Here is a 12,693-nt window from a genome sequence, read left to right on the forward strand (position 1 = left end):
CGTTTGATGGCGGTTTTCTCGGTTCTACTGCTTCTCCCTTTTGCCACTTTGGCCTATATCCTTAGTGAGGAAGCGACGGAGTCAATCAAGTCGTCGATCGAAGCTTCCACATCTCAAACGATTGAGCAGTTTGCCTCGCATGTGGGGACGTTGCTTACGCAAGTTGAGGATACGGGCAATCAGGTGATGAGCTCCCGAACGACGCAGGAGTGGTTGACCGTGCAGTTGAATCCGGATAGCACCATTCAGGAACGAGTGCTCGCGAAGCAACGATTGCGGGCGTATTTCTCCTCCTATGGGGTGAACAACTCCAGCGGTATTTCCATTAGTGCGTTCGTCGAGGATGCCGGCGGTGTGTGGGCGCAGGACAGAACCTACAAGAACAGCGCGTGGTTTCAGGATTTTACAAATGATAGTAAACGTTGGACGACGGCACACAAAGATGTCGATCAGTCGGACGAATTTATGAGGGCGCGTTCGATTAATAGCTTTCTTTTTCCGCTTGTACAGCTGCAATCACTTAAGAATATGGGATTCATCAAAGTGAATTATCCGACAACCCTGCTTCGCAATGCCATTGAAAAGATCCATGTGGGGAAGACGGGGAAGGTCGTTTTGTTGACGCACGAGGGCAACAGTGTGCTGGATCAAAATCTGACGGATGACGGGGATATGCTGAAGAGGGGGATTCAGTATATCGATGCAAGTTTCGAAGAGGATGGCAGTGGGATTTTCCCAATGAAGGCGAAAGGAGAGACGAATCTACTCTTTTTCCGCAAGCTGCCCGCTCAGAATTGGACGATTATCGGGAGTGTGCCAGTGTCTGAATTGTATGAGAAAATCACACACATTCGTCAAACGATGCTTGTTGTTAGCATTTTGTTGCTAATCGTTGCGATAATGGCAGCCTTTTGGCTGTCCGCAGGTATTACCAAGCCGCTGAGTGTGATGGGGAGAGCTATGAAGCATGTAGAGCGAGGGGAGTTTCATCAGGCACTGCATGTGATGCCGAAGGTTGGCCAGGGCCATAGTGAAGTGAACTATGTGATAAGGGTTTTCGAGCAGATGACCCATCGGCTGCGCTATTTGATCGAGACGGAGTTCGAGACGAACTTGCATAGGAAAAATGCCGAGTACAAAGCACTGCTGCTGCAGATCAATCCGCATTTTTATAATAATACGCTTGAAATCATTAGTGGTCTGGCGGCGATGAAGCGGGAAGACCTTGTGATGGATGCGACGGAAGCTTTGGGCAAAATGATGAGATACTCGCTTAACCTGGGTAGTGATTTGGTTCGAGTAGCAGAAGAAATGGCGTATATCCGGGATTATTTGTTCATCCTTCATTTGAGGCACGAGGAGCGATTGCATATTGTGATCGAAGAAGATCCAGCGGCTGCTCATTTTATGATCGCCAAATTTATCATTCAACCACTGGTAGAAAATGCGGTGAAGTATAGCTTAGAGAAGGATGGCGTTGCGCGGGTTACCATAAAGACGAAGCTGTTTGAGGATAAATTGGTAATCTCGGTGAAGGATAATGGCATTGGGATGTCTTCGAAATTGGTTCGAAATCTACGGGAAGAGATCAAGATTGGTAATCCTGTAGCAATCCTCAGTACCGAGGGGCAGAGCATCGGGCTTCGCAATGTGTTATCCCGCTGTCGATTGAATTATGGTGAGCAATTTCATTTAGAGCTGCATTCCAAGCTTGGTGAGGGGACGGAAATCAACCTGATCCTGCCGCTGATAAGGAGCTGACAACCCAGATGTACAGAATCATGCTGATTGATGATGAGGTCGGCGTTCGAAATAGCATTAAAGCCAAAATTGATTGGACATCCGCTGGGTACGAAATTGCGCAGGAAGCGGCTAACGGTCTGGAAGCGCTGCAGCTTCTGGAGGTACATCCGCTGCCGGATGTTGTAATTACAGACGTTCGCATGCCGCAAATGGATGGGATTTCTTTCGTTAGCGCTTGCAAGGAAAAATACCCCGCACTTCGAATTGTTGTGCTCTCTGGCTACTCGGATTTTGAATATATGAAGGCTGCGATTCAGCTTGGGGTGAGGGATTATTTGCTCAAACCTGTGGTTCGCAGTGAGCTGACCGCACTTCTTGGCAAGCTTGCCGCGGAGTTGGAAGAAGATCGCAACCGCTTGCGGGAGCAAGATCAAGAGGAGATCAAAAACCATCAACAGCTTGTGCTGATGCAAGAGCAGCTTCTATGGCAACTGGTGAAGGATGAATGGTTCAGCGTGTCCACCATGAAGGAGCGAATGGCGCAGTTACAGTTATCGGCTCTAGCTGGTGACAATGTTCATGCTCAATTTGTAACCGTAGAGATGCGCATTCCACAAGGACGCTTGGATGATTGGAATGAGCGGAAAGACTTGCTGTACTTAGCTTTTCAGATGTTATGCCGGGAGTCCGCCGAGAAATGTGAGCACATCTATCCATTCTACGCGATGAGTCACCCTGCGATCATTCATTTCGTCATTCGGGTTGAAAATACCGAGCATGACCGCTTGTTGGCTGACTTCGTGCGAAAGCTGAAGCGGGATATCCAAAGCTACCTCAAAGTAGATAGTGTGTTCGGTATTGGCGAGCCTATCCATGGTTTGAGGCAGCTGAAGGATGGCTACGCATCAAGTATGCTCGCCTGGAGTCAAGGCACGATTCATCACGATAAAACTGAGCCGGATCGAAATGTGCTAGCCATGACGCACAGCTTTACACCGGAAGTGGAGAGAAAGCTGATGCAAACCATTGAAAATCTTGATATGCCTGCTTTTACCAAGGGATTACAAGTTATTTTCTCTGTGGATCGAGATACGCCGATGTTTGTGTTCACTTTTTTAACCTTGCGTATTATTCTCTTGTTTAATGCTATTGCTAAGAAATTCGAGCTTGGAGACATGTCTCTGCAGAGTTATCTCTGGAACTGCCAGATGACGGTGAGAGACTACTCTTCCCGAGAGCAGGTGCTCGAACAGCTGCACGACATGGCTCGGCTGGTCATGGAAGAAGTGAGGAAAACCAGGTTCTCCAGTGGTCAGCAAATGATGGAAGCCATTCGCAACTATGTGAATGAGAACTTTTCCTATGAGCTTACGCTGGCCTCTTTGGCCGAGATGTTTCATATTAATGAAACGTACTTATCTGGGTTGTTTAAGATGAGTGTGGGTGTGACTTTTAGTGACTATGTCACGAGGTTGCGTTTGAGTCGGGCTGCGGATTTGCTCAAAGAAAGTGAGCTCAAACTAACGGATATTGCTACATTGGTGGGGTACTCTAGTTCGAGCTATTTTAGTACGGCTTTTAAGAAGTTTTATGGAAAGGGACCGAAGGAGTATCGGGAGGAATTACGAGTGAGTGATTAGTAAAAAGCCCTCAAAGCCATGTAAGTGTATGGCTTTGGGGCTTTTTGTTGTCTAGCTAAGTCAAGAGCTGCTTGCACAAAAATAACAGGAAAACATACAGGTAATTCCGCGAGAATCCTCGATTTTATAGAAGTAACTGTAAAAAATACAGTTAATTTCAAGTAATTGTTCCAGAAACAGCAGAAACGCTAAAATTACCTACCTATTTTCCAGTTATTCTATAGATTCCAGCTGAAATCAGAAAAATAACGGGAGGTTTTCCAGTTAGTGATCGGGGGTGCGCCAAGCCGTCTAAAAAACAGCGCTAACAGGGGTGAGCGAGGACGGGGAACGTCTCTACAAATCATTTTAAAAGCAAACTCCCAATGATATTGAAATCCTTCTATTCGCTGACTCGGTATAATAACGATACATCATAATAGACAGCGAGTAGAGGGAGGAACCATGCGGAAGAATTTTGGATTATGGGTGGCGTGTAGCGCTGTGATCATACTTCTGAGTTGGGGGGTGACGGTTTTGGTAGCTGGTGGTAGCAAATCGACGGACTCCGCAGAGGGATCGGTTTTCTCTTACGCGAAGGATCCGACTTATTATACGGAAAAGTTTCGTCCGCAGTATCACTTATCGCCGGCGTCAGGTAATCTAAGTGACCCGAATGGGATGGTGTATTTTGAAGGAGAGTATCATCAATTCTATCAAAATAGTGGTCAATGGGGCCATGCAGTAAGTCGAGATTTGATTCACTGGGAGCACCTTCCGGTTGCTTTGTCGCGGGATTCGCTCGGTGAAATCTGGTCGGGCAGCGCGGTTGTGGATACCAAGGATACGAGTGGCTTCTTTGGAGGAAAATCGGGCTTGGTTGCGATTTTTACACATTTCAAAGGCGGCCTACAATCGCAAAGTATTGCTTATAGCACAGATAAAGGCCGCACATGGACCAAATATGAAGGGAATCCAGTAATCCCGAATCCTGGCTTGAAAGATTTCCGAGACCCCAAAGTGATCTGGCACGAGCAAACGAAATCTTGGGTGATGGTGGTGTCTGTGGATAATCGCGTTCAATTCTATACATCACCTGACCTGAAAGCATGGAAGCTCGCTAGTGAGTTCGGAAGCGATCAGGGCTCGCATGCCGCGGTTTGGGAATGTCCGGACTTATTTGAGCTACCTGTAGAGGGCACCAAAACGAAGAAATGGGTGTTAGCCGTCAGCATTGGCAGCAATAATACGACCAAAGGCTCCACGGCTCAATACTTCGTCGGAACGTTCGACGGTCACACGTTTAAGAATGATAACCCAGCTTCCGATGTCTTGTGGACGGATTATGGAAAGGATTTCTATGCCGCAGTTTCCTATTCGGATATTCCGGTTAAGGATGGCCGACGCATTTGGTTAGGCTGGATGTCGAACTGGCGCTATCCGTTTGCGATGCCGACGGGGGCTTGGAAGGGGAATATGTCCATCCCGCGCGAGCTGAGACTGAGGAATATTCCTGATCAAGGTATACGCTTGATTCAGGAGCCGATCGAAGAATTGCAGTCGCTGCGCGGCAAAGAAGTTACGGTGAAGAGGCAGCAGTTAGCAGTGGGGGTTAATCCTTTTGACGCGATAAAAGGAACATCTTATGAGCTAATCTCGGAGCTTACCGTTCAGCCGAATAGTCAAGTAGAGTTCCACCTTCGTAAAGGAACCGATCAGGCAACGATCGTCAGTTACGATGCTGGGGCGGAACAGCTAACGATAGACAGAACCAACTCAGGTATCACCTCGTTCGAGAAAGGCTTCGCTGAACAAGTATCGGCACCGCTGAAGCTTAAGAACGGGAAGCTCAAACTTCAGTTTTTCGTGGATGAGGCTAGTTTGGAGGTATTTGCCAACGATGGCGAGGCTGTTGTCTCTAGCCTGATCTTCCCTGATCCTACGAGCAATCGACTCGAACTGACCGCAACCGAAGGCAATGTGACGTTGGGAAAAGCCTTGTTTTATCCGATGGGGACGGTTTGGCGGAAGGAAGATGTGGATGGCACAATCCCAATAAGGGTTGTCTTAAACAAGACCACGCTTGATGTAGCGGTGAATAGCAGCCAGTATATCGAAGCATCTGTTATTCCTTTGAGCGCATCTCAGGAGCTGCAATGGACATCTAGCGATGAAGGAATTGCATCCGTTTCAGTGGATGACGAAGGGGCAACGGTGAAAGGCGTCAAGTCCGGGCAGGCTGAAATCAAAGCGACTAGCCAGGACGGGACAGTCATGTCGAGTCTCCAAGTATATGTTTTTGATGGCAAATGACAGATGTGAATGGAGAAGTGATTATGGCTACTGTTGAAACGATGGAAACAATGAATAAGGTTCGTTCAAGCATGAAAAAATCGCAAAGCTTTCGCAAGCATGAGCAAGCTACTGCCTTCTGGTTTATATTCCCAGCAATAGCCTTGCTGCTTGTCTTCGTATTCTATCCCATGCTGCAAGCTTTTCTGATTAGTTTCAAAAACTATTCGTTAGTCGGCGCTGGCGACGTGTTCGTCGGCATGGACAACTATGTGCAGCTTATGAAGGATCGCGCCTTTTTTAATAGCTTGAAGCATTCCTTTTATTTTGCACTGATTGTGATTCCGATCCAAACGAGCATTGCCTTAGGGCTAGCCCTATTGATTCAGAAGAAAACGGCAACAGCAGGGCTGTTTCGAACGCTTTATTTTATCCCTGTTATTATTTCGACGGCGGTGGCGGCAACGGTTTTTAAGCTCATTTATAACAAAGAGTTTGGCCTCCTGAACAGTGTGCTCAAAGCGCTGCACATGCCGGTTACAAGCTTCCTATCTGATCCGAAAACAGCGATGAACGGTATTATCGTGCTCGGCATATGGAAGGGCGCCGGTTTTTTCATGATTATTTTCCTGGCAGGCTTGAACAATATCTCACCCGATCTCTATGAAGCGGCTAGAGTGGATGGCGCATCTCGAATTAGGCAATTTGTTAAAATCACGCTTCCACTGTTGAATCGGACAATGGCCTTCGTGGTCATCATGACGACAATCGATGCGATCAAGCTCTCGGGCTTAGTCTTCGTACTGACTAATGGCGGCCCCAATAGTTCAACGGAAACGGTTGTTTTCTATATTTATAAGCAGGCATTCACGCAAATGAGGATGGGATATGCGACGGCGGCGGCGTTTGTACTGTTCGCGATTGTATTGACGATTTCGCTGATTCAAATGAAGCTTTTTAACAAAGACACAGACTAACTACGAGGAGGGATTCGCTGTGAAGAGGCTAACAAACGTCGTAACGATGATCGTCATGATCGTAATTGCTCTGATATCTGTCGCTCCTATCCTATGGATGGTTACAGGCGCTTTTCGACCCTATCAGGAGCTATTCAAATATACATCGCTGAATATTCACTTACTAGTCCCCGTAGAATGGACATGGAAGAACTTCCATAATGTCATTTTCAATACGCGAAATCCTTTCTTACGCTACATCTGGAATACATTATTCGTGGCTTCCATCGTAACAGCGCTGGTGCTAATCATTAATTCGATGGCAGCATTTGCGTTTGCGAAGCTCCAATTTCCATTTAAAACGATTGCATTTGCTCTATTTATGTCCGCGATGATCATCCCAGGCGAAGTAACACTCGTGCCTAACTATTTGCTGATGCATGATTTGGGTTGGCTCAATTCGTATAAAGCACTTATCATTCCTTCGATGCTGTCCGTGTTCGGCATCTTTATGCTGCGGCAATTTTTCGCGGAGGTTCCGAACGAAATGATGGAGGCTGCTCGCATTGACGGAGCGAGTTTGTCCCGTACTTTTGTAGCAATCGTGCTGCCGGCGGCTGTACCTGCGCTAATTACGCTCGGACTGATGACTTTTCTAGGAAACTGGGACTCCTATTTGTGGCCGCTCATTGTGATCAATGATCAGAAGATGCAGATGATCCAAGTCGGGATCTCTACGTTTTCCTCGAATGAGGGGACGGATTGGTCGAAGGTTTTGGCAGCAAATACGTTGTCTACCGTACCGATTCTTGTGCTGTTTCTATTTCTGCAGCGATACTATATTCAAGGAATTACAATGTCGGGCATTAAGGGGTAAATGGTTGAGGGTAAAAAGAAAGGAGCTAAGGGCATGAACTATGATGTGGTTTCACTTGGGGAGTATTTGATTGACTTCACGCCGTGTGGTCGATCCGAAGCGGGGCAGCCATTGTTTGAGCGCAACCCAGGAGGAGCGCCCGTGAATGTGGTCGCTGCGTTGGCGAAGCTCGGCAAGAAAGCGGGGTTCATCGGGAAGGTGGGCAGAGACCCGTTCGGTGCGTATTTACGTGAAGCGTTACTCGAAATCGGCGTGTCCGATCGGGGCCTAGTCAAGACGGACGAAGCACATACGACGATGGCTTTCGTTCAGCTGGATGCGGATGGAGATAGATCGTTTCATTTCGCAAGGAATCCCGGTGCTGATCAGCTTTTGAGAGCGGATGAGTTGAATCTTGCCATGCTGAAGGAGACACGGATTTTCCATTTTGGCTCGATTTCAATGACGGCGGAGCCTGCGTATACGGCTACCATCAAGGCTGTCCAGCTTGCACAGGAGGAGAGAGCACTTATTTCCTATGACCCGAATTGGCGTGCTTCATTGTGGCGGTATGAGGCACATGCGTTGGAAGTAATCCGCGTTGGTTTGAGCCTTGCAGACGTAGTAAAGGTTTCAGAAGAGGAGCTTATCTTCTTGACAGCGGAGCAAGATATAGAAAAGGCAGCGAGAAAACTAGTTGAACAGCATAGGATTACCTTGCTCCTGGTCACAGCAGGAAAGGCAGGTACTTTTTATCAGTTAAAGGATTGGTGGGGCAAGGTAGAAAGCTTTTCTGTTCGTGCGATAGATACGACTGGTGCTGGCGACGCGTTTTTCGGGGCCTTATTATATGGCGTGTTAGAAAAGGGGAAACCGTTGCTATCGTGGAGTGAAGAGGAGCTTCGGTTGGCATTGCGCTTTGCGAATGCGGCGGGAGCTTTGGCGACGACTCGGAATGGTGCGATTTCGTCGCTGGGTACATTGGAAGAGATTCACGCGTTGATGCGGGATGGAGATAGGGAGGGGGAGCTAGGATGAGTCAGCGGCTAGAGAGTGAAAGTCAGGAACTTCACATGGAACGCGTGGAACAAGCGAATCAAGCGTTAAACAAGGCTGCCGAGCTTGTCACGGAGGATACATTCAGGTTAGGCTATCACCTCATGCCACCAGCGGGCTGGATGAATGATCCGAATGGGCTTATTTATTGGAACGGGGAGTATCATGTATTTTATCAGCATTATCCATATGAGCCGAAATGGGGGCCGATGCATTGGGGGCATGCCAAAAGCAAGGATATGCTTCACTGGGAGCATCTGCCGATCGCGTTGGCGCCTTCTGAAGACTATGATAGCGGGGAAACAGGTGGTTATGGCTGTTGGTCAGGCAGTGCAGTCGATGATAACGGTGTTCTGACATTAGTCTACACAGGGCATGTTGATGGACGTACGCCGACGGAGGTTCAGTGTCTCGCGACCAGTACGGACGGGGTTGCTTTTAACAAATCAGGGGCTAATCCTGTTATTGGTGAAGCACCTGAGGAAGGCGGGTTCGGCTTCCGTGATCCGAAGGTTTGGCAGCATGATGGACAGTGGTACATGGTTGTTGGTTATGGCAAGAACGGCATGGGGAAAGTGCTGATGTACACGTCCTCTGATTTGCTCACATGGCGCTATCTCGGGATTGCAGCAGAGAGTAACGGCACCATGGGCGATATGTGGGAGTGTCCTGATTTATTTCCACTCGGTGAGGGGGATCATCATGTGCTTATTATTTCCCCGATGAACATGGGAACTACCAAGACGTTGTACCTTACAGGCCAATTAAGCTACGAGACAGGCAAATTCGATTACCAATATGCCGAACGGTTGGATTATGGGTATGATTTCTATGCGCCGCAAACGTTGGTGGATGGACAGGGACGACGCATCCTGCTGGGCTGGATGAACATTTGGGGTGCTCTGATGCCAGAGCAAGTGGATGGCTGGATGGGCGCTTTTACCTTGCCGCGAGAATTGACACTGGCAGAGGATGGCACGCTGCGCATGCAGCCTGTGGCGGAATTGGCGGCGCTGAGGAATGGCGGGGAGCGTGTCAAGCGACAGGTGATTTCTGCAGATACGAATGTATCTTTAACAAGCATTGTAGGTGACCAGTTAGAACTGATTGCTGTGTTTAACACGAAGGAATCTGACGCGGAGGCCGTGTTTGGACTTCTCGTTCGCTGCTCAGAGGATGGCTCTGCGTACACGGAAGTGTCGTACTCGGTTGCGGAGCATATACTTCGCGTTGATCGGACACACGCAGGTTCAGGTGAAACGGGTGTGAGCGAAGTACAAGTTGTACCGTTGGAAGATAGGACCATCAAGCTGCATCTGTTCGTGGATCGATCTTCGTTGGAGCTGTTCGCGAATAACGGGGTGAAAACGGTAACGAATCGGATTTATCCAGATAGTGGAAATTCAGGAGTTAAGCTTTTTACAAGGCATGGTGATGCTTGTTTAGAAAGCTTGGAGGCATGGAAGTTGTCATTGTAGATACAACAGAAAAACCAATTTTAAACAAGCGAGCATTCCGCGAAGCCAGGTGGTATAATAGGTTAAACGTTTCAACAAACCTGGTGAGGAGTGTTACATATGACGGCAATTCAGAAGGGTTGGGCTCAAGAAGCATGGGCACAAACCGTAACGAAAGTGGACAAAACAAGTAAACGCATTGGTGATGGGTTTCCGCACGCCAGTGTGGGTGGCGAATATAAGCTGGAGCCAGCTTCATGGTGGACAGCGGGCTTCTGGCCTGGTTTGCTGTGGCTGTTGTATCGGGACACGAAAGATGAAAGCCTGAAGCAGTTGGCTGAATCCTGCGAACTACAGTTGGATCAAGTTGTAACAGACTACTATCGTCTGGATCACGATATCGGTTTCATGTGGACGCTGACGAGTGTCGCACGCTACAAATTGACAGGCGCAGATGATTCCAAGCGCCGGGCCTTGCTCGCGGCGAATCTGCTGGCTGCGCGTTTCAACGTGAAAGGCAGCTACATTCGCGCGTGGAATCCTTGGCGCGAAGGCGAAGACAACGCAGGCTGGGCAATTATCGACTGCATGATGAACTTGCCGCTGCTGCACTGGGCTACGCTGACTACAGGCGACCCGCGATTTAAAGAAATCGCGATAAGACATGCCGACATGGCGGCCGAGCACTTTATTCGTCCCGATGGATCGGTGAATCATATCGTGATTTTTGATCCGCACACAGGCGAGAAGCTTTCCGTGAACGGTGGGCAAGGTTTTGCACCTGAATCGGCCTGGTCGCGTGGAACCGCGTGGGCGATTTACGGTATGAGCCTCAGCTACAAGTACACGGGTGATGAGAAGTACTTGCATGCGGCGAAGAGTGCTGCGCATTTCTTCTTGGCAAACCTGCCAGAAGATCATGTGCCACATTGGGATTTCCGCTTGCCGGATGGCATTCCAGCGTATCGCGACTCCTCGGCTGGCGCGTGTGCGGCTTGCGGTCTGCTCCTGATCGCAGAGCAGGTGAACGGTCAAGAGGCATCCCTCTATCGCGAAGCTGGAGAGCGGATCTTGCACTCACTCTACACGAACTACGGTGCGTGGGATTCCGAAACCGAAGAAGGGTTAGTCACGCATGGTACAAGCCACTACCCAGAAGGCAAAAACATCGACGTGCCGCTCATCTACGGCGACTACTATTTCGTAGAGGGTCTTTCCCGATTGCTCGGGCATGGCGAGTTGTTCTGGTAAGTTTGGTTCATTGGTTAAAAGAGTTGTCTTTCAGCGGCTATTTGCTGCTGAGGGCAGCTCTTTTTTGCGTTCAGCACAACATTAACTGGATTTTCTACATCTAATTTCACGCCAATCCGTCCGTTGACACCAATAACTGTATTTCCTCCAGTTAATTAGCACCCTACCTGTTGAAACTGTCGTTTTGGGCAAAATTAGCTACATAATTTCCATCTATATTGTATAAACGGGCAAATCGAAGAGAATTAACTACATATTTTCCATTTATTTCAATAACGATGGTTCCTCTGCGTGGCGAGTCATGAAAAGGGTCAGCGTGGTGGTACCTAGGGGTAAAGTTGGCAAATAAGTGATTCAGATAGCAAGAATTAGCTAGATAACCATCCCCATAAAAAGACTTTTACTACAGTAAATCGACATCCGCCCTCATTGTTGGTCCCGTGCCTTGAAACCTATAATTAACACATAAGACAAATAGATAGTGTAGGTGAGAGCAGATGAAATCCGCTACTGTCAATGAGGTTGTCCGGCGGTCAACCAGTGCAACGAAGAAGAAAGGTTGGTGGAAATACGTCCTGCAGCATCGAGCATTCTATATCATGCTGATTCCTGGACTGCTGTATTTCCTTGTGTTCAAGTATGTTCCACTTTTGGCGAGTTTTATCGCCTTTCAGGACTACAACATTTTCAAAGGCTTCACAGGAAGTGAATGGGTGGGGTTCAAATGGTTTCATCAACTATTCACGTATGACAAGTTCGGACGATTGTTACGAAACACGCTGTTAATTAGTTTATATCAAATTGTGTTCGCTTTTCCGTTGCCGATCCTACTGGCAATTATGCTCAATGAAGTGCGATCGATGGCGTTCAAGCGAATTACGCAAACCGTGCTGTATTTACCGCACTTTTTATCATGGACGATCGTGTTCGGACTGACATACATGTTGCTGTCACCGACACAAGGGCTCGTCAATCATGTCATTTCCTCCTTCGGCGGTGATACTGTTGCTTATCTTCAGAAGCCGGAATACTTCCGTTCTATCATTATTTTCTCAGGCATCTGGAAGGAGATGGGCTGGAACGCCATTATTTTCATCGCTGCGCTTGCGGGCATTAACCCTTCCTTATATGAAGCGGCGAGGATGGATGGCGCAAACCGTTGGAAGCAGTTCTTACATATCTCGATCCCAGGCTTGCTGCCGGCCATCATGATTCTGCTCATGCTGAAAATGGGACACATCATGGATTCAGGCTTCGAGCAAATTTATCAATTTCTTAATCCGGCAACGTTCGAGACGGGGGATGTATTGGATACATACACCTATCGGGCAGGTATTCTGCAAGGTCAGTACAGTATTACGACAGCCATCGGATTGTTCAAATCGGTTATTGGTTTTATCTTACTCGTCATTGCGAACCGTGTGAGTAAATGGACAACCGGTGAAGGGCTATATTAAAGGGGC

9 protein-coding genes are annotated in these 12,693 nt (G+C 48.1%); all 9 read left to right on the forward strand.

Annotation, left to right across the window (positions count from 1 at the left end; all coding sequences use genetic code 11):
* Positions 1-6: 6 nt before the first annotated feature.
* The 9 genes from AC58PV_RS28270 (at position 7) to AC58PV_RS28310 (ending at position 12,687) form a co-directional block, all read left to right on the forward strand.
* Positions 7-1,761 (forward strand): sensor histidine kinase, encoded by a 1,755-nt coding sequence (locus tag AC58PV_RS28270; RefSeq protein WP_497436072.1) that lies wholly within the window; start codon positions 7-9, stop codon positions 1,759-1,761.
* A gap of 8 nt (positions 1,762-1,769) precedes the next feature.
* A complete protein-coding gene (locus AC58PV_RS28275) occupies positions 1,770-3,383 on the forward strand; it encodes a response regulator transcription factor (protein ID WP_497436074.1) in 1,614 nt (537 codons plus the stop codon).
* A gap of 444 nt (positions 3,384-3,827) precedes the next feature.
* Positions 3,828-5,675, forward strand: a complete 1,848-nt coding sequence (locus AC58PV_RS28280; protein WP_497436075.1) for a GH32 C-terminal domain-containing protein — start codon at positions 3,828-3,830, stop codon at positions 5,673-5,675.
* A gap of 23 nt (positions 5,676-5,698) precedes the next feature.
* Positions 5,699-6,631 (forward strand): carbohydrate ABC transporter permease, encoded by a 933-nt coding sequence (locus AC58PV_RS28285; protein ID WP_497436076.1) that lies wholly within the window; start codon positions 5,699-5,701, stop codon positions 6,629-6,631.
* Between the two features lie 19 nt (positions 6,632-6,650).
* Positions 6,651-7,487 carry a carbohydrate ABC transporter permease gene (locus tag AC58PV_RS28290; RefSeq protein ID WP_497436077.1) on the forward strand — a complete coding sequence of 279 codons (837 nt, stop codon included), beginning with the start codon at positions 6,651-6,653 and terminating at the stop codon, positions 7,485-7,487.
* Positions 7,488-7,520: 33 nt separating this feature from the next.
* The gene (locus AC58PV_RS28295) at positions 7,521-8,504 is read left to right on the forward strand and encodes a carbohydrate kinase family protein (protein ID WP_497436079.1); all 984 of its coding nucleotides are present in this window, start codon (positions 7,521-7,523) and stop codon (positions 8,502-8,504) included.
* Positions 8,501-10,000, forward strand: a complete 1,500-nt coding sequence (locus AC58PV_RS28300) for a glycoside hydrolase family 32 protein (protein WP_497436080.1) — start codon at positions 8,501-8,503, stop codon at positions 9,998-10,000. The genes AC58PV_RS28295 and AC58PV_RS28300 overlap by 4 nt, the downstream gene beginning before the upstream one ends.
* A 99-nt stretch (positions 10,001-10,099) precedes the next feature.
* A complete protein-coding gene (locus AC58PV_RS28305) occupies positions 10,100-11,230 on the forward strand; it encodes a glycoside hydrolase family 88 protein (protein WP_497436081.1) in 1,131 nt (376 codons plus the stop codon).
* 497 nt (positions 11,231-11,727) lie between these two features.
* Positions 11,728-12,687: an ABC transporter permease gene (locus AC58PV_RS28310; protein WP_497436083.1), complete on the forward strand. Its 960-nt coding sequence runs from the start codon at positions 11,728-11,730 to the stop codon at positions 12,685-12,687.
* Positions 12,688-12,693 lie beyond the last annotated feature (6 nt).

This window comes from Paenibacillus sp. J22FR83 (genome assembly GCF_059691955.1).

Coding starts and splice junctions, on each gene's coding strand:
- AC58PV_RS28295 (WP_497436079.1), top strand. CDS start 7,521: ATGAACTATGATGTGGTTTCACTTGGGGAGTATTTGATTGACTTCACG.
- AC58PV_RS28300 (WP_497436080.1), top strand. CDS start 8,501: ATGAGTCAGCGGCTAGAGAGTGAAAGTCAGGAACTTCACATGGAACGC.
- AC58PV_RS28270 (WP_497436072.1), top strand. CDS start 7: ATGGCGGTTTTCTCGGTTCTACTGCTTCTCCCTTTTGCCACTTTGGCC.
- AC58PV_RS28280 (WP_497436075.1), top strand. CDS start 3,828: ATGCGGAAGAATTTTGGATTATGGGTGGCGTGTAGCGCTGTGATCATA.
- AC58PV_RS28310 (WP_497436083.1), top strand. CDS start 11,728: ATGAAATCCGCTACTGTCAATGAGGTTGTCCGGCGGTCAACCAGTGCA.
- AC58PV_RS28305 (WP_497436081.1), top strand. CDS start 10,100: ATGACGGCAATTCAGAAGGGTTGGGCTCAAGAAGCATGGGCACAAACC.
- AC58PV_RS28275 (WP_497436074.1), top strand. CDS start 1,770: ATGTACAGAATCATGCTGATTGATGATGAGGTCGGCGTTCGAAATAGC.
- AC58PV_RS28285 (WP_497436076.1), top strand. CDS start 5,699: ATGGCTACTGTTGAAACGATGGAAACAATGAATAAGGTTCGTTCAAGC.